Genomic DNA, 16,531 nt, shown 5'->3' with positions numbered 1-16,531 from the left:
TGGTCGATTTCTGTCTATATCGGTATTCCAACGGTGACTTTAGTGCCTTGTGTATAGGCGCTTTCGATGGTTAGTTCCCCCAAAAGCGCTTCCATCCGATTGCGTAAGTTGTTCATTCCCATCCCTTCCGACTTGCTTTCGTCGGAGATACCAACGCCATTGTCGCTCACGGTAAGTGAAAGTTGGTGGTCAGACTGACTCAGGCTTACCCAGACTTCAGAAGCCTGAGCGTGTTTGAGGACATTGTTGATAAGTTCGAGGGCGATGTTGTAGAGTTGATGCTCTATTGGAGAGGGTTGACGCTCATTTGTGCCACTGGTCACAAAATGAAACACCGTTTTAGAATTAACATTCAGTTGCAACATCAACTTCTGCAAAGCTGCGTGTAACCCATGGGTTTCGAGCTCGGCGGGCAGCATATTGTGGGAAATAAGCCTGACATCGGCATAGACGTCATTGGCCATTTCGAGGAGCTTGTTATGGATTTTTTGGTTAAAACCGTTTAGTTCGTCGGTTTGCATGGCTTCCAAATGCCAACGGAGGGCGGCGAGTTTGGTGTTTAGGTTGTCGTGCAATTCGGAAGCGACGCGTTTGCGTTCTATTTTTTGACCTTTGAACAAAGCTTCTTCAATTTCACGATTTTTACGGCTGAGTTCTTGGTTTTTAAGCTTCAAACGGCGGTTATACCACAGTACAAAAGCCAATCCCAGCAGCCCAATGGCCGAAAGTCCAAGGAGGATGTTTCTGGTTTGGGTCAGTTTTTCGTTTTCAAGGGTTTGGATGCGGAGTTTGTTGCCTTGTTGTTTTTTCTCAAAATCGTAGGTCATCGACGAAGCGGTAATTTTTTGAATTGCTTCGTTGTTGAGAATACTATCCGATTCAGTCTTGTACGCTCTAAAATGTTCGAGGGCTTTGAGAGGTTGTCCCAATTTTTCGTAGGCAACGGCCAATTGGCGGTGGTACTCGGCGGCTTCTTCCAAGAGTGGTGGGTCGTTCTCAAGTGCCCATGTGAGGCCCACCGTTGCTTTTTCAATCACTAAAGAGTACTTCTTCTGAATCAGGTAAATTTTCCCCAAATTAATCTGAGAAAGATGTTGCATGGTTTCTCCTCCCATTGTTTTATGGTACAACTGGGCGGCCATTTGGTTGTATTTGAGGGCTTTGTCGTAGTCCTTTAGAGCAATGTACACGCCTCCCAAGCGGGCGTAGGCGCGAGGGAGCTTGCCGCTGCTTTTGGTCATTTCTAAAATGGCTACAGCCTTTTGGTTCGCCACCAACGCTTCGGCGTAGCGGTGTTTTTTCTCCAAAATTTCCGCTTGATAACTAGCTATATGCGCTTCGGCGCGTGGGTCATGTAGCTGTTTGGCAATCACAGCGGCTTCTTCAAATGCCCGCAAGGCTTCGTCGTATTTGTTTACCGAAAGAAAAAAAACGCCCAAATTCGCGACCGACGATCTACGGATGCGTAAATCTGGGTATTTTTCTTGCAAGCGTTTGGCCTGAAACATCCGCTCAATCGCCTCGGCGTTTTTGGCTTGATTCATTAGCTGAAGTGCTTCTCGCTCATAGATATAGCTTTGAAGTTCGTCGTTATGGATTTCTGATACAATGCGCTGGGCTTTGGCAAGAAGGTTAGGAATCTCTTTTTGTTTTTCAAAATTGGGCTCATACAGGTGTGCCCGTCGAATGTAGGAAAACGCCTCCAAGTACTTGTCGTTAAGGTTTTTGGCGAGCAAATCGACCGCATCTAGGTGTGCATAGGCGGTGGCGACGTCGGCGAGGTTGTCTCGTTCGATACGCACCAATTGTAACCTTGCTTCTGCTTCGTGTTTTCCAAAATTATGTTTTTGTCCTAGCTTAATGGCTTCATTCAGGTACTGCCGCGCCAATGAGTCGTTGCCTTCAATCCACAGGTTTTTTCCCAAATTTATTAACACCTCTGCTCGATGAACACCTGTAGGCAACGAACGAACAAGCCGCAGAAGCGAGTCGGTAGTTTGAGCAAAGAGCTGGAAGGGCAGTAAAAATAGAAGGGCAAGTCGTAGTTTCATGGGATCGATACGGGCTTAAAGCTGTATGGTAACGGATACTTTTGTGCCTTTGCGGGGTTCGCTCTCGATACGTAATACGCCCTGCAAGGTTTCTACGCGGTTTTTTAGGTTTTGCATTCCCATACCATCGGAATGGATTTCTTGGGGCATCCCAATGCCGTCGTCACTTACGGTCAGCGAAAGTTGGTTTTCGTTGTGGCTGAGGCTGAGCCAAACTTCGGTTGCTTGCGCGTGTTTAATAACGTTGTTGACCAGTTCCAATACGATAGTGTACAACTGGTGTTCAACCGACGACGGGAGGCGAGGAAAAGGATTGGTGACGACCAAATGAAACTGTGTTTTGGTATTAATCGTCAACTTTTCCACCAGTTTTTGAAGAGCAGAAGCCAACCCATGGGTTTCGAGCTCGGCGGGCAGCATATTGTGGGAAATAAGCCTGACATCGGCATAGACGTCATTGGCCATTTCGAGGAGCTTGTCGTGGATTTTTTGGTTAAAGCCGTTTAGTTCGTCGGTTTGCATGGCTTCCAAATGCCAACGGAGAGCGGCGAGTTTGGTGTTTAGGTTGTCGTGCAATTCGGAGGCGACGCGTTTGCGTTCTATTTTTTGACCTTTGAACAAAGCTTCTTCAATTTCGCGATTTTTACGGCTGAGTTCTTGGTTTTTAAGCTTCAAACGGCGGTTATACCAGAGCACAAAAGCCAATCCCAGCAGCCCAATGGCCGAAAGTCCAAGGAGGATGTTTCTGGTTTGGGTCAGTTTTTCGTTTTCGAGGGTTTGGATGCGGAGTTTGTTGCCTTGTTGTTTTTTCTCAAAATCGTAGGTCATCGACGAAACCATGGTTTTTTGCAATACCTCGTTGTTGATGAGACTGTCCGACTCCGACTTAAATTGCTTAAAATGATCTAATGCCAACGCAGGTTTTCCCAAATGGGTGTACGCCTCAGCCAACTGACGGTGGTATTCGGCCAATTCTCTCCGAAGTGGAGGCTGAGACGACGAAGCCCATTCGATGCCCGCAGTAGCGTACTTGACGACCTTATCATACTGTTTTTGGGCTAAAAAAATGTTGCCAAAATTGATTTGACACACGTGTTCCAACGATTCTTTGGAGTCAATTTCGCTTTTGTAAACACTGTCGGCAATGGTTGTATAATAAAGCGCCTTTTTGTAGTCTTTAAGTTGAAAATAAACCCCGCCTATGCGTCCGTATGTACGCGGGAGCCATTGGGTAGAGCGGGTCATTTCGTGGATTTTGGCGGCTTCTTGGAAAGCCTTGAGCGCTTCGGGGTATTGTTTTTGTTTTTCGTGAATGTCAGCGCGCTGCCCGATGACGTACGCTCGAAGGCGTAAATCGTTGAGCTTGTCGGCGATTTTTTCGGCGTCTTTATAGCATTGGAGCGCGTCTTTGTACCGACCCAATGAAGCGTAAAATGTCCCCAAATTAGGTATCGTGGAGCGCAGTGCGTTGATGTCATTGGCTTTTTCTTGGAGGCGTCGGGCTTTTAGCATCAAATCAACGGCTTCGGCGTATTTCCCTTCGTTGGTAAGTAGCGTGGCCATTTCGGCATACACAGTGCCTTGCCAAACCAAGTCGTTGGCTTCGATAAACAAACGTAATGCTTTGTTTAATAAAGGATTGACTTGCGATTGTTTCTCAAAAAACGACTCGTACAGCTGCGCCCGACGAAGATAAACCTGGCCTTCTAGTGATTTGTCGGGGATGGATTGGGCATTTTTCAGCGCGATGTCCAAATGCGCATAAGCGGTTTTGAGGTCGGTGAGGTATTCAAATTCGATTCGGACCAACTGTAAACGCGCTTTGGCCTCCCCTCGGGGATAATGGAGCTGCTGAGCCAAGGCAATGGATTGGTCACAGTAAAGCCGCGCCAAAGAGTCATTTCCTTCTCGCCAATAGGCCCTACCTACTTCAAAAAGAGTGTTCACTTTGTTGGTGTCACGGGGGGCTTTTTTCAAAACTCCTACCAACGAATCTGCTTTCTGGGCATGAGCTGCCAGTGAAAACCACCAAATACAAAACAACCATTTCTTCATGAGCGTGTAACGAGTTGGAGAACTTGGTGAAAATTAACGATAAAAGAGCATCTAGCACAAGCGTAAATACCAAAAATACAGGTTTTCCTATACCCGAAATGTAGGTGTTTCTGGATTTACGAGGGGGAGATTTTGAAAGACCTTTGTTGTGTTCAATCGTCAACCTTTTTACACATGAATCCTACTACAACGCATTTGTCCGAACCAACCCCCAAACACACAGACGTGGAAGTGCAAGACGAAGGCTTTTTTAGCGTATTGTTCGACATCACCAAAAAGCACCCCGTGTTGTTTACGGTGTTTTTTCTGATTCCGTTCGTGATTTTGCTCATTTCCTTGGGGTTCAAATGGTACTATGTATTTACTGACACTTCGCATTATTTGACGGAGCACCAACTGCAAGGCGGGAAGTGGTCGGACGGCCATCCCTATTTTAGTCCAGGCATTGATAAATACATTCGTGAGCTGGACATAGCGGGCTTGGTGGGAGGAATTATCGGGATTTTTATTGGCTTGTACCTGACAGTCACGACCGAAAAACTAAACCGCCAAAAGGAGCGTACCAACCAGCAAGAAATGGATCATCTCAAGACCCAGACGAGCTTGCTCGTGCAGGCCACTAAGTCGCTCAATTCGATTATGGTCGAAGTAAGCGGAAAAGTGAATGAAAAGGTGCAATTGATGGAGGGAACCAAAGATGTGTTGGAAGGTATCGACAAGGTCGTCGAATTGTCCAAAGCCCAAGGAAACAACCTGCTTGTGTTATCAAATACGGCACGTATCGAGGCAATTTCGCCATTTCGGATGGATTTGGTGGCAAAACACGCCGACCTGAAACCCCACGAACTTCGTCACGCTACGCAGTTTGACTATGCCCGCAAAGCCGAAAGCTTACTGCGGGATTGTTCGGACGTAGAAAATAAACTCAAAGAAACGGCCATTTATCTCCAAAAAATTGGCAGCGACGCTCGCGTGGAATTTGTGACCCTCAACGACCAAAACGAAGGGGCAAGTCACGCGTTTTTGAAGTATTTGGGCAAAATCTTCAACGAACACGTATCGGTAGAAACCTACCGAAGCGGGAGCAACTCACCTTTGGCGGTAAACGAAGCCGTGCCGCACCACAACCGGTTTATGATTGCTACCAATGGACAGGAGAATGGCGATGCTCAATCGGCCTTGATTCGGCAATTGTACAACGACCACGCTCAGGCCATGCGCGAAATGCAAGACTTGGGCGTTCGGGTGACAAAAGTGAACAAAACCTTACCCATACAGCTCTTTATTAGCACGCCCAACGACAACAAACCTGGTATTCAGAAAAACTTGTGCGTGTGTATCTTAGGCAGCGGTTCCAATTCCAGTGGGCGCCCCTCAAAACTCACGGCTTTCCTGACCGACGACCCGCACATTGTGTCTTCGATGGTCGAACTATTCTACGATTATGAATCTGACGCAGCCCTCAATACCCGCGAGTTTATGCGTAAAATCTAAGCACTATGTCCACAGGTACGTTGATAAAAAAACTTTGGCCGTTTGTCCAAAAATACCGCCAAAGCCTCGTAGGGGCGTTGGTGTTGACCTCCATTGGGGCGCTGTTGGCGCAAGTGACACCCCTCGTGATGGAATATACAGTGAATCGGGTGCAGTTGATGCTCCGCGACAAAACCCAAGGGCTCGATGCCTGGACGGTGGTGGGTTGGTTGGTGTTGATTTTGTTGAGCAAAGAAATCTTGAGCTTGCTGATTCAACTGGGGCAAAAGTTTTTGAGCGACCGTTTACGGTTTCGATTAGCGGCAGATTTGCATAATTATACCATTCGACGGATGGTTTCGTACCATTTGTCGTTTTTTGCGTTGCCCCAAAATGCCATTGGTAAACTCGAAAAACGCATCGACAAAGGCATTGAAAGCCTGACCAAAACCGTCAAAAACATTTTTGTGGACATCGTGCCCATGTTTGCCAATGCCGCACTGGCGTTGGCATTGATGTACAAAAAAAACATTTGGGTGGGCGTGTGCGCTACCCTTGTCATGCCTTTGTATGCCCTCATTAGCCGTGAGCAATCGCGGCGTCAAAAGTCGATTCGACACAGCATTCAGCACTTTCGGGAAGAGAAAGCCAATACCCTTTTTAGCTTGATTGAATCCATCTTTGTGGTAAAGTCATTTGTGCGCGAAAGCTACGAAGCCAGTCGCCAGCAGACCCTTACGCAGTTTTTATCGGACAGTGAAGTAAAGCACCACCGTACCAATTACCTTTTTGATGGTCTCAAAAGTATTGCTGAGCAGTTGGGAATTATTATGGTGTTTGTGGTGACAATTTATTTTGTGTTGAACCAACAAATGACCGTCGGGGCGATTTTGTTACACATCATGTTGTTCAACAACGTATCTGCTCCCGTGCGGCATCTACACCGTATCTATGACGAATACAGCGAAGCACTTACCTACGCCGAAGGCTTTTTTGACATGATTGAAAACGATACCTACCTCGTAGCAGAGGGGGGCGTACAAGAACAAAAAATGCAAGGTGCGTTTGAGATGAAAGCGGTTGATTTTGTGTATCCTAATGGTAAACAAGCGCTCAAAAACGTACAGCTGACCATTGAAGCAGGCAAAACCACGGCCTTGGTAGGGCTGTCGGGGGCGGGGAAGAGTTCGGCCATGAACGTGCTGACAGGTTTTTACAGTGCTTCGCGTGGTCAAGTCTTACTTGATGGGCGTTTGTTGGGTGATTATGACCAACATTGGGTACGGGAAAACGTGGGCTTGGTTATGCAGAAAAACCATATTTTTTCGGGAACTGTGGAGGAAAATATCCGCTACGGAAAACTGGAAGCGACAGGGGAGGAAATTATAGAAGCTGCCAAAAAAGCATCGCTACACAATCAGATTTTACAACTTCCTAAAGGGTATCAATCGGAAGCCAAAGCGTTGTCGGGAGGGCAGCAGCAGCGGATTGCCATTGCGCGCTTATTTCTCAAAAACCCGCCTGTTATTTTTCTCGATGAACCTACGGCTAGTTTGGATGCGATTACAGCCGAGCAAATCAAGGATAGCATTGATGCCATAAAAAAAGACCGAACGGTGCTGATTATTTCGCACAATATCAGCCAAATCATGGATGCCGACCAGATTTATGTCATGCAAGAAGGCGAAATCATCGGCTGTGGCAACCACGAAAGCCTGTATGCCGAAGGCGGGCTCTACCGCGACATTATAGACTCCAACGCCCGTACGCTCAACATTGGCCGCTTGGCGGCTACGGTTTTGCCCCAATAGGTCAGACGACAGTCAGACCGAGCTTTATTGTGAGCAACGAATACAACAGCTTTGGCAGGAGGTGAGTCTGACTATCGTCTGACTCAGGCTTCGGTCAGACGATAGTCAGACCGAGCTTTATTGTGAGCAACGAATACAACAGCTTTGGCAGAAGGTGAATCTGCCTATCGTCTGACTCAGGCTTTCGGTCAGACGATAGGCAGACCGAGCTTTATTGTGAGCAACGAATACAACAGCTTTGGCAGAAGGTGAATCTGACTATCGTCTGACTCAGGCTTTCGGTCAGACGATAGTCAGACCGAGCTTGTTGTGAGCAACGAATACAACGGCTTTGGCAGGAGGTGAGTCTGACTATCGTCTGACTCGGGGGGCTAGCAGACCGAAGGCATATAGGTTTTCCTATACGTCAAAATACAGGTTTTCCTAAAAAAGAATGTAGGTGTTTCTGGATTTACTGGCGTCGGCTTTTGGGGGAACTTTGTATCACTCAAAAGCAAGAAAGAAACAAACAAAAAGCTTTCGCGCCCAAAAACAGAAACTAACATTCAAACAGTTAAAAATAGTACAGCAATGAACCCTTCTATTAAAAACTTTGTCATTCGTCACCTTGTAGGTGCCAAAGCTAACCAAATTGAAGAATTTGATTTTAGCCGACACAACGAACTCACATTAGGCCGCTCGGGCGATAGCGACGTGCAGTTTGACCCCGAAATTGACACCGTGGTGAGCCGTGAACACGGAAAAATTGTCAAAGACGGCCCGTTGGCATTTACCTTGATTGACAACAACAGCCGAAACGGGATTTTTGTCAACAAGGCACGCGTGAAAGGCAGCACGCCGATTCAGCCAGGAGATGAGGTGCAACTGGGAAGCAATGGCCCCGTGTTTTTATTTGATGTGGATCCTCGCCCCGCTGAATTGATGCCCGCTACGCGTTTTGTCGAAGTGGTGAAGCCCACCAGCGAGTTTGTTCCCGCCGAAGTAGCAGCGGCTTCTCCCGAAAAATCAGGAATCGGGAAGCAAACGTTTGAGCGCGTCATCACGCACGAACGCCAAAAATCGCAGCGCACGTTGGTGGCTTCGGTCGCTGGGCTTATCATCGTCGCAGGGGCAGCATTTTTTGCTTTTAAGGACAAGATAGCCCCGCAAGTTACTAACGTCGTCAAAAATGATACGACCTTGGTTACCAACGTTACGAATGTTGTCAAAGAATCATTTGACCCCGAAGCCATTGCCAAAGCCAATATTGATAAAGTGGTACTTATTGAGTTTAGTTCAAAACTTGTTCACGCACCATCGGGCGACGATATTTACCACCGCTACGAAACCTACAAGGGCATCGACCGACCCATTCCAGTCTATGTAGAAGTCGATGGCCAAATCGAACCTTTGCTTGATTTAAAGAAAAATACGCCTAATGGTCAGCCGATTGCGCTGCAAGGAAGCGGGTCGGGATTTGTGGTGTCAAAAGAAGGTTATATTCTCACCAACCGCCACGTCGCAGCAAGCTGGCATTCGTATTACAGTTTTCCTCAAGACGCTTTCCCTGGGGTGTTGTACCGTTTCCAAGGAGGAGAGATGCAAATAGCGGGAATTATCACGCAAGAAATGGGACAAAACATCCGCTGGATACCTGCCGAGACAAAACTGTTTGGTCGAAAGCCCGTTTCAGGAAAAATCATTGATGGAACGAATACGTATATAGATGTAACGTTTGCCAAAAACGACCAGCGTACACCTGCTAAAGTGGTTCGGGTATCCAATAAACACGATGTGGCAATGATTAAAATTGATTTGCCTAGCGAAATGCAATCCGTGACGATGAAAGATGCAGATGCGACGATTGCTCCAGGCCAAAAAGTGGTCACCATGGGCTATCCAGGCATTTCTCCCAGCGTAGTGGTCGCAACCGCAGGCAATGATTTTGCGAATCGTACTACACAAGTGGTGATAGTTCCCGACCCAACGGTCACAGACGGAAGCGTTGGTAAAGTCATTCGAGGAACAAGCAATACTTCCAAAGAAAGTGGCGTGGTAGGTTATTACAGCACCTTTGGGGATTATTATCAGCTGACCGTGAATGCGACGGGGGCAGGAAATAGCGGTGGGCCTGTGTTTGATAAAGACGGAAATGTGATTGGCATTTTTACGGCCAGTACCAGCCGCGCCGATGCGACAAGAATCACCTTTGCCGTACCGATTCGTTACGGACTAGAATTGATGGGAAATACCAAAGTAATCAACTAATTGGTGATGCAAGAGCCATTAATACATCGAACAATTCGAGGCTACCAACTTACGCAGTGGTTGGGAGCAGGAGGGATGGGGGAGGTTTACATGGCCCAGCATCAGACTACTCGCCGAACGGCCGCCGTCAAGGTGCTGTACCGTGCCGACCAAGCGGCTCGTTTTCGGAACGAAGCCTACATCCAAGCCTCGGTACAGCACCCCCACATTGCCGCTCTGTACGAATACGTCATCGAAGACGGCACTCCCTGCATCATTATGGAATACGTGGAGGGAATCACGCTCGAAAAACTCATCAAGCGTCAAGGACGACTTCCTGAGTCGTTTGTGTGGAAAGTGTTGGCGCAGGTGGCTACCGCAGTGGCTCATTTACACCAAAAAGGAATTATTCACCGCGATTTGAAACCAGGCAATGTGAAGGTCAACAAAGACAGTTTTGCCAAACTTCTTGATTTTGGAATCGCTAAATCGGCCTATACACCTAAGTTGACGCAAGAAGGCTACATCGTCGGAACGGCACATTACATGGCTCCTGAGCAGTTTCAAGGAAAGGTAAGTATGCAGTCAGATTGCTGGGCGCTGGGGGTTTTGTTATACGAAATGCTGACAGGTTATTTGCCCTTCAACGGACGTACTGAAACCGAGATTCGGGTAAAGATTGAAAAAGGAGATTATACCGAGCCCGATTTGTTGGCGCCACAAATTTCGAAACGGAGCAAACGCTTGATTGGTAAACTGTTGCGAGTCAACCCAACCAGTCGCATCAGCGCGGCGGCCTTGATTCAGGAGTTAGAAAGCCCACAGTCAGACAATGGATTTGGGTTGGCCGACTGGGTGGATAATTTGACCGAATTTGTGGAAAAGCTACCCGTAAAACGTTGGTTTAAAAACAGATAACTCCCTATAAAGCTATGTTTTGGAAAAAATGGTTATCGGGCAAAACAGCGGAAGCCTCTTCCTCAAATTCGGTGGATTTGCGCGCAGTGGTGGTGTCGGATGTCGGGTGTGTGCGGGTCAACAACGAAGATGCGGCGCGGTTTGTTCGCCCTGCCACGGCCTTGATTCGAACTACTAAGGGCTTTTTGGCCATTGTTGCCGATGGAATGGGTGGCCACGCTGCGGGCGAAATAGCCTCCCAATTAGCGGTAGAAACGGTCGCGAAAACCTATTACCAACGCGAAGAATCGCCCGAAGAAAGCCTGTTTTTTGCGTTGACCAAAGCCAATCGGGCTATTTGGCAAACAGCAAGCAAAAATACGCGCTACCGAGGCATGGGCACGACTTGCACGACGATTGCGGTATGTGAAGACCAACTGTTTTTGGCCCACGTGGGCGACAGTCGGGCGTATATCTTAAAAAATGGACAACTGTTACCGCTTTCCAGCGACCATACCTACGTTCAGTCGCTGGTTCAACAGGGTATTATTACGACGGCTGAAGCCGAAAAACATCCCGAACGTAATGTACTCACGAGAGCGATGGGTACGCACAACAAGGTAGAGATTGACGTGCAAGCGTTGCCCCAAGTATTTGAAAATGATGACCGCTTGCTGCTTTGCACCGACGGACTGTATGACTACCTCAACAACGATGAAATTGCGCAATTACTCATGATTCCCCTGCTCAACGAGGCCGCACATCAATTGGTCGAATTAGCAAAACAGCGAGGCGGTCACGATAATATCACGGTATTGCTGGTTGAGCGCATGAGTAACGAATCGTTTCAGTCGGTTCGACCCACCGAAGAAATCAATGGATAAACGTTTACGTAAAGAAGGACAACTATGATTGGGCGCACGATTCAGAACTACCACGTCGAAGAACTTCTCGGAGAAGGAGGGATGGGGACGGTGTATCGAGGAACGGATACGCTCCTTCGTCGCCCCGTAGCCATTAAAATGCTGCATCCGCATCTGTTGAAAGATTCGACGTTTATGGAGCGTTTTCGGAACGAGGCCGTATTGTCGGCGCAGCTCAACCACCCCAACGTTGCCACGCTTTATAATTTGTTGCACGACCGCACCGATAACCTCATGGTGATGGAGTTAGTGGATGGTTTTACAATTGAGCGGTTGTTGACCAAACACGGGAAGTTGTCGTTAGAAACGACGTTTCGGATTATCGCGCAAGCGTTGGATGGCTTGCAACACGCGCACAACAAAGGCATTTTACACCGTGATATCAAACCTGCCAACCTGATGTTGACCCACGAAGGCGTGGTAAAATTGATGGATTTTGGCATTGCTCGATTGATGGGCAGCCAACGATTGACGCGGGCTGATAGGGTAGTTGGCACCCTCGAATACATGGCGCCCGAGTTGCTCAACGGAGCCGAGCCTTCGGTGCAGTCAGATTTGTACGCCATGGGGGTGTTGATGTACGAAATGTTATCGGGAAAAATGCCCTTTGAGCCAACGACGGAGTCCACGCTCATTACCCAAATTTTGACCAAAAAGCCGATTCCCATCCGAAATCGCATCGCGGATTTGCCAAGGTCGGTTGAGGAAATTTTGGATAAATTACTTCAAAAAAAGCCCGAAAAACGCTTTGAAAAGGCATCGGAACTGAAATATGCGCTGTTGTCGGTGGTAGCGGCGGGGCCGATTGTGTGGCAAACGGCGGAGGGGAAATCAGGGAAAACCCTGCCTGCGACGAAATTGGCCAATGCCCAACCGAATAAACCACAGGTAGGGCCGACGCGGTTGGCGTCCTCTACCTCCGATACCCTTCCCAAAAAAACCTCAAAACTACAATCTCAGCTGCTGAGTTTGGAAGGGTTGATTTTATTAGGGGCGATTGTGATAGCGCTTGGAATCATTGGTTTTTGGTTTGTCAATACCGACCCTACGCCAACGTCACAAGTAGCCCAAGACACGACCACACATTCTAAATTACATCCAACCATTTCGCCTACGGTCAAAGAAATAAAGCCTGATTCGCCAAACGTAGCTGTTGAAAACCGCCAACTGATAACAACACCGTCCACGACGTCGCCCGTAGTTTCCTTGCCGCCTGCGCCAAAGCAAATTGAACCTGAACCTACCGAGCCCAAAATGCAGAAGCCTGTTCGTAAAAAAGAGTCCCCCAAAACGCCTGTCCAAGAAAAACCTCGGGAAGAGGCGCCCGTTGCCGTTTCGCCCAAAGAAGAGCCTAAGCCCGTTCAAAAAGAAGAACCCATTGTGAAAAAAGAACCTGCCAAACGAAACGTAATGGTGGAGGTGAGAAACGAGCCATTTTCGGTAGCGTTTGTGCAAACGGTGACTTCCGAAGCTTCGGAAGGACAAACGGTTTGGTTGCAAACGGTTTCGGAGATTTCGATTGATGGCGTCACGGTGGTGCAAACGGGGGCACGGGTGCGGGCAATCGTGCAGGATGCGCGCTCGTCGAGCAATTCCCAAAAGGCCCTCTTATCGCTTCGTTTTGAAGCAGTCGAAGCCGTCAATGGGCAGTGGTTGCCCGTCAAATTTCCTGAATACAGCGATAAATCAAGCGATCAAGTCGTATTTCAACGAGGGCGCCGCGTCAACAATCTTCGCGTGTCTCGTAGCACACTTACACTCCAACTTTAAACAACATTTACTCATGATACGGAAAAAATTACTTGTAATGGTGATGGGCTTTTTAGGCTATGTCACAAGCGTCAAAGCACAAGATATTCAATCTAACACCGAAGGATTCAACATTGGCGTTCATGCGGGAGTGGGAAATTGGTCGTCGAGTTATTTTTTAAATCTTGATGAATTAGAACCCATAGGAGTGGGAGGTGGGCTGCGTTTGGGCTATGGGCTGAATCAGCGTTTTGAGGTATTTGCGCAGTACAATGCCAAAACATTTGCCATTAAAAACGACTGGGATACCTACCGCATTTCGTCATTAGGGGCTGGCATTAGGGTGCATTTTGGCGGTACGCTCCAGCGGTTGCGACCCTACGTAGAAGGAGGAGTGGCAGGAGTAAATTTGCTCATCAATCCTGTTTTGTTCAATGGAGATTTGGTCGAATACCGTCTTAAAGGCCCTTCCTTGGCATTGGGGGCAGGGGTAAACTATTTTTTATCTCCCAATTTGGCCTTACACGCCAACGCCACGGGCACTTTTGGGAAATTTAACTCTTTCCAAGTGAACAGTCGCGGTATCCAAGACCGACCCGATGTGCGCACGCTCCAATTTTCGCTAGGTATCAACTTTTTTTTCAATTAGAAATCGGTGACTTTGTTTTTTGCTTCTCGTCTTAAAATACGTGAGAAGTTCAAATTGCCCTACTTTATTGCATAATGTAAGGGGTTCTGTATGAAATGAAGGGTAATTTCCGACAAATCGTACAGAACCTTTTTTTATGCTTTACATTCCCATTTTTAATAAATTGCGTCTCTAACATTATCTAAACTACTTATGAAACATATCTTATTTGGGGCCTGTGTCGTATTTTTAAGTATAAGCTCTTTTGCTCAAAAAGTGGATTTAGACCGCTTTTCTTTTGATTATAGTTACCTTAAACTTCCCAAAGAATACATCGACCCTGCGAAGCGTACTTTTGGAGTGCGAGTGGAAACATCCAAAAGTCTCGGAATTGTAACGGATGTCAACCAAATCTACGACCGAATTCGCGTCGGTGGGTTTGATAAAGTAAGCCAGAACCCCACGGTAGGCGTGGAAGTACAGTTTAATAGCTTCAAAATCTTGGGTTATGAAATCAAAGAGCGGGTAGAAGAGAAAAAAGACAAAGACGGGCGAGTGACGGAACGAAAAGTATTTTATTGGGCGGAAGTAAAATACAGCTCAGATGGAAATTATGCCATTATGGGGCCACGTACGCCTACCCAAAAACAAGCAGAGGCACAGGCCAAAGAGATGGAAAAAAACCGTTTTTTACAGCAAGCCAATGTTTCTAATGAATCTTTCAAAGTGATGTCTGGTTCAACGGGTTCGTATAGCCAAATGTACAAAACGAGTGAATTTAAGAACTCAATGGATGTTCGTGATTATTACCGCGATAACCAAGTCTTGATTCGGGAGGAAATTACGAGAGAATGGGTGAACCGAACCATTTCAACCATCAATCAACAATTGACGGATTTATACGGGTTTGACGAATCGAAAGGCCGCGATCATTTGTGGATTTTGGATTCAAAAAGCCACCCAGAGTACCCTATTCAGCAAGAAGCCATCAAAGCCGTAAAACAACTGATGACCGAAATGTCGGCGTTTCGCAACATTAAGGTGTTGGAAAAAAACTTGGGGCCAGTGATGTCTTATTTTGAAGAATTAAAGAGAAAATACAAGGGTAGCGACAAGCGCGAACAAAAAATGCGCTATTCGGCTTATTACAACTTGGCAAAATTGTACTACCTACTCGACCGCCCAGACGATAGCGAAAAAGAAGCCCTTGGCTTGATTCAAAACGGGTTTGATACCAGCGATGGCGACATGTTTGTAAAAATGGCGAAAACACTCCGCGATGACTTGGCTCGGCAAAAAATGGAGACCCGCCATTTTGAATAAATAAACTTATTTGAGCAATCTACGTACCGTTGGTAGTGCTTTCTCAGCCCACTGACGGTACATTTTTTCCGAAAAATGCAATTGATCGTAGGTAATCATGGACGCATCGTTTTGGGCAGTTCTTGAAAGGGTTGTAATGTCAATAAAGGCAATTCCTAGTTTTTCACATTCTTGTTGGGCCACTTCATTAAACGCGTCAATCTCTGACGCGATTTTTTTTGTGTCTGAGCCACGGGCAAAGGGCGTCACGCCCCAGTCGGGTGTCGAAAGCATAAAAACACGCTGGATATTTCCCCCCGCAAACCCAATCGCTTGTTGAAGCAAATCTTGCAACTCCGTTCGGTAGCGTTCCAAACTTTGGCCACGGTATTGGTTGTTGACCCCAATCAGCAACGACACCAAATTGTACGGTCCTTTGGGGTTCTTATTTTTAATGCCTTCTGCCAATTCGGCCGTTGTCCATCCCGTACGGGCAATGATTTCGGGTGTACCAATTTTTACCCCCTCTTGGCGGAGCATTTCGCTCAGTTGAACACTCCATCGTTCATTTTCGGCAACGCGCTCTCCAATTGTATATGAATCTCCAAGGGAAAGGTAGCGGTATTCGCCCTGATTAATAGGGGTTTCGGGTGTCATAGAGGACGAGTTTTGAGCAGAACAAGCTGAAATCAGCAACAATATACTATAAATCCACTTCATGGTTTTTTTGTTTTTCAACGTGTTGGATACTATTTTTGTTTGTAACCACCTTCAATAATTCTATGTCTTTACTTTCTGCCGACGATCTTATTTACGGATATATGAATGGTATATTTCCGATGGCAGATTCCGACGGTACATTGTATTGGTATTCTCCCGACCCTCGGGCTGTTATTCCGTTGGATACGTACAAACCTGCCAAGTCATTGCGTCCTGTTCTCAACAAAGGCACGTTTGAAATACGCATCAATGCCGATTTTGAGGGCGTCATGCGGGGATGCGCCGCGCCGCGTCCCGATGAAGAAAACACCTGGATTTCGGAAGAAATCATTGATGCCTACACCGAACTGCACCGACTTGGTTTTGCCCACAGCGTTGAAACCTACGTTGACAACCAACTCGTTGGCGGCTTGTATGGGGTGGCTATTGGGGCAGTTTTCTTTGGCGAATCCATGTTTCATACGGTTAGTAATGCTTCTAAAGTCGCGTTTCATTACCTGATTGAAACCCTTCGTCGGCAAAAGTATGAATTGCTCGACACCCAATTCATCAATGACAATGTACGTAGATTTGGGGCGATTGAGATTCCGAAGTCAGACTATGTTCGACTTTTAAAGCGCGGTATTGCCCAAAAAGCCCGTTTTACCGATGATTCAGTAGCTCATTTGTTTACTTCATTGTAAGAAAATTGGCTTC

At 47.0% G+C, this 16,531-nt stretch carries 12 protein-coding genes; 9 read left to right on the top strand and 3 right to left on the bottom strand.

All coding sequences use genetic code 11. The features are described 5' to 3' along the window. Positions 1 to 14: 14 nt before the first annotated feature. Together AC23N5_RS04270 and AC23N5_RS04265 are read right to left on the bottom strand one after the other, a co-directional pair. Positions 15 to 2,051, bottom strand: a complete 2,037-nt coding sequence (locus tag AC23N5_RS04270) for a sensor histidine kinase (protein WP_487754588.1) — start codon at positions 2,049 to 2,051, stop codon at positions 15 to 17. Positions 2,052 to 2,066: 15 nt separating this feature from the next. Then, a complete protein-coding gene (locus tag AC23N5_RS04265) occupies positions 2,067 to 4,106 on the bottom strand; it encodes a tetratricopeptide repeat-containing sensor histidine kinase (RefSeq protein WP_487754587.1) in 2,040 nt (679 codons plus the stop codon). A gap of 174 nt (positions 4,107 to 4,280) precedes the next feature. Here AC23N5_RS04265 and AC23N5_RS04260 point away from each other — a divergent pair, with 174 nt between their 5' ends. The 8 genes from AC23N5_RS04260 (at position 4,281) to AC23N5_RS04225 (ending at position 15,136) form a co-directional block, all read left to right on the top strand. Then, entirely contained in the window at positions 4,281 to 5,600 is a 1,320-nt protein-coding gene (locus AC23N5_RS04260; protein ID WP_487754586.1) for a hypothetical protein, read from the top strand. A 5-nt stretch (positions 5,601 to 5,605) separates the two neighbouring features. After that, on the top strand, positions 5,606 to 7,390 hold the full coding sequence (locus tag AC23N5_RS04255; protein WP_487754585.1) for an ABC transporter ATP-binding protein: 1,785 nt from the start codon (positions 5,606 to 5,608) through the stop codon (positions 7,388 to 7,390). Between the two features lie 570 nt (positions 7,391 to 7,960). Beyond that, positions 7,961 to 9,637 (top strand): trypsin-like peptidase domain-containing protein, encoded by a 1,677-nt coding sequence (locus tag AC23N5_RS04250; protein ID WP_487754584.1) that lies wholly within the window; start codon positions 7,961 to 7,963, stop codon positions 9,635 to 9,637. A gap of 6 nt (positions 9,638 to 9,643) precedes the next feature. Further along, entirely contained in the window at positions 9,644 to 10,534 is an 891-nt protein-coding gene (locus AC23N5_RS04245; protein ID WP_487754583.1) for a serine/threonine-protein kinase, read from the top strand. Positions 10,535 to 10,548: 14 nt separating this feature from the next. Continuing rightward, positions 10,549 to 11,397, top strand: a complete 849-nt coding sequence (locus AC23N5_RS04240; protein ID WP_487754582.1) for a Stp1/IreP family PP2C-type Ser/Thr phosphatase — start codon at positions 10,549 to 10,551, stop codon at positions 11,395 to 11,397. A gap of 24 nt (positions 11,398 to 11,421) precedes the next feature. Next, positions 11,422 to 13,206: a serine/threonine protein kinase gene (locus AC23N5_RS04235; protein ID WP_487754581.1), complete on the top strand. Its 1,785-nt coding sequence runs from the start codon at positions 11,422 to 11,424 to the stop codon at positions 13,204 to 13,206. Positions 13,207 to 13,219: 13 nt separating this feature from the next. Beyond that, positions 13,220 to 13,834 (top strand): outer membrane protein, encoded by a 615-nt coding sequence (locus tag AC23N5_RS04230; RefSeq protein WP_487754580.1) that lies wholly within the window; start codon positions 13,220 to 13,222, stop codon positions 13,832 to 13,834. A gap of 192 nt (positions 13,835 to 14,026) precedes the next feature. Next, positions 14,027 to 15,136 (top strand): hypothetical protein, encoded by a 1,110-nt coding sequence (locus AC23N5_RS04225; protein WP_487754579.1) that lies wholly within the window; start codon positions 14,027 to 14,029, stop codon positions 15,134 to 15,136. A 6-nt stretch (positions 15,137 to 15,142) separates the two neighbouring features. Here the strand turns inward: AC23N5_RS04225 and AC23N5_RS04220 are convergent, their stop codons facing one another. Then, entirely contained in the window at positions 15,143 to 15,835 is a 693-nt protein-coding gene (locus AC23N5_RS04220) for an SGNH/GDSL hydrolase family protein (RefSeq protein ID WP_487754578.1), read from the bottom strand. Between the two features lie 62 nt (positions 15,836 to 15,897). Between AC23N5_RS04220 and aat the strand changes: the two genes are divergently transcribed. Next, entirely contained in the window at positions 15,898 to 16,518 is a 621-nt protein-coding gene (gene aat, locus AC23N5_RS04215; RefSeq protein WP_183977273.1) for a leucyl/phenylalanyl-tRNA--protein transferase, read from the top strand. Positions 16,519 to 16,531: the final 13 nt, after the last annotated feature.

It is taken from the genome of Runella sp. R5_40, from assembly GCF_057652295.1.
This window is presented reverse-complemented; position numbering and strand designations above follow the sequence as displayed.

Excerpts from the sequence above, each read along its gene's own strand:
- AC23N5_RS04230 (WP_487754580.1), top strand. The coding sequence starts at position 13,220 with ATGATACGGAAAAAATTACTTGTAATGGTGATGGGCTTTTTAGGCTAT.
- AC23N5_RS04250 (WP_487754584.1), top strand. The coding sequence starts at position 7,961 with ATGAACCCTTCTATTAAAAACTTTGTCATTCGTCACCTTGTAGGTGCC.
- AC23N5_RS04245 (WP_487754583.1), top strand. The coding sequence starts at position 9,644 with ATGCAAGAGCCATTAATACATCGAACAATTCGAGGCTACCAACTTACG.
- AC23N5_RS04220 (WP_487754578.1), bottom strand. The coding sequence starts at position 15,835 with ATGAAGTGGATTTATAGTATATTGTTGCTGATTTCAGCTTGTTCTGCT.
- AC23N5_RS04270 (WP_487754588.1), bottom strand. The coding sequence starts at position 2,051 with ATGAAACTACGACTTGCCCTTCTATTTTTACTGCCCTTCCAGCTCTTT.
- AC23N5_RS04255 (WP_487754585.1), top strand. The coding sequence starts at position 5,606 with ATGTCCACAGGTACGTTGATAAAAAAACTTTGGCCGTTTGTCCAAAAA.
- AC23N5_RS04225 (WP_487754579.1), top strand. The coding sequence starts at position 14,027 with ATGAAACATATCTTATTTGGGGCCTGTGTCGTATTTTTAAGTATAAGC.
- AC23N5_RS04240 (WP_487754582.1), top strand. The coding sequence starts at position 10,549 with ATGTTTTGGAAAAAATGGTTATCGGGCAAAACAGCGGAAGCCTCTTCC.
- aat (WP_183977273.1), top strand. The coding sequence starts at position 15,898 with ATGTCTTTACTTTCTGCCGACGATCTTATTTACGGATATATGAATGGT.
- AC23N5_RS04260 (WP_487754586.1), top strand. The coding sequence starts at position 4,281 with ATGAATCCTACTACAACGCATTTGTCCGAACCAACCCCCAAACACACA.
- AC23N5_RS04235 (WP_487754581.1), top strand. The coding sequence starts at position 11,422 with ATGATTGGGCGCACGATTCAGAACTACCACGTCGAAGAACTTCTCGGA.
- AC23N5_RS04265 (WP_487754587.1), bottom strand. The coding sequence starts at position 4,106 with ATGAAGAAATGGTTGTTTTGTATTTGGTGGTTTTCACTGGCAGCTCAT.